The sequence below is a fragment of the Blautia sp. AF19-1 genome, assembly GCF_003479155.1.
Lineage (GTDB): Bacteria > Bacillota > Clostridia > Lachnospirales > Lachnospiraceae > Fusicatenibacter > Fusicatenibacter saccharivorans.
Genome location: NZ_QUGQ01000005.1, coordinates 205378 through 206191, shown reverse-complemented (window position 1 = coordinate 206191; position 814 = coordinate 205378). Strand labels below are relative to the sequence as shown.

At 44.2% G+C, this 814-nt stretch carries 1 pseudogene; it reads left to right on the top strand.

Annotated elements, in window-relative coordinates:
• A pseudogene (locus DWX26_RS17090) lies at positions 1 to 814 on the top strand (IS200/IS605 family accessory protein TnpB-related protein); the annotation flags it as partial.

Sequence of the window (814 nt, the reverse complement as noted above, 5' to 3'; positions counted from 1 at the left end):
GATGGCCATGACTGGAAATGGTTTGCTGTGCGGCTGAAACATACGGATATGGAATATTTAAGAAAACACTGGTCGGGCAAAAAAGCTTCGGTACCAATGTTGGAGAAAAAGCACGACAAATATTTTCTGCGTTTTACGTATGCGGAAGAGGTAGCTTTAAACCGGACACCCGTCAAAGAACAAACGATCTGCAGTGTGGATCTCGGCATCAATACGGATGCAGTCTGTACCATCATGCGTCCAGACGGAACTATCCTGGGAAGAAAGTTTATTAACTTTCCCAGTGACAAAGACCGGATGTACCGTGTGCTGGGACGGATCCGAAGATTTCAGAGAGAGCATGGATCCCGCCAGGTGCAGGGAAGATGGGCATATGCAAAACGTCTGAATACAGAACTTGGTAAAAAGATTGCCAGGGAAATCGTTTTCTATGCATCAGAAAATAGGGCAGATGTGATTGTTTTCGAATATCTGGAGATGAAAGGAAAACTTTCCGGGAAGAAAAAGCAGAAACTGCAGCTGTGGAGAAAACGGGATATCCAGAAACGATGCGGACAGCAGGCACATAGAAAAGAAATCCGAATTTCCCGAATCTGTGCATGGAACACGAGCAGGCTTGCGTTTGACGGATCTGGAAAAATTGACCGTGATATACAGGATCACCGTCTGTGTACCTTTCAGAATGGAAAGAGATATAATTGTGATTTATCTGCATCGTACAATATTGGAGCAAGATATTTTATCCGTGAAATTTTAAAACCCTTACCGGCAACGGAAAGGTCTTTGCTGGAGGCAAAAGTTCCTGCAGTAAAGC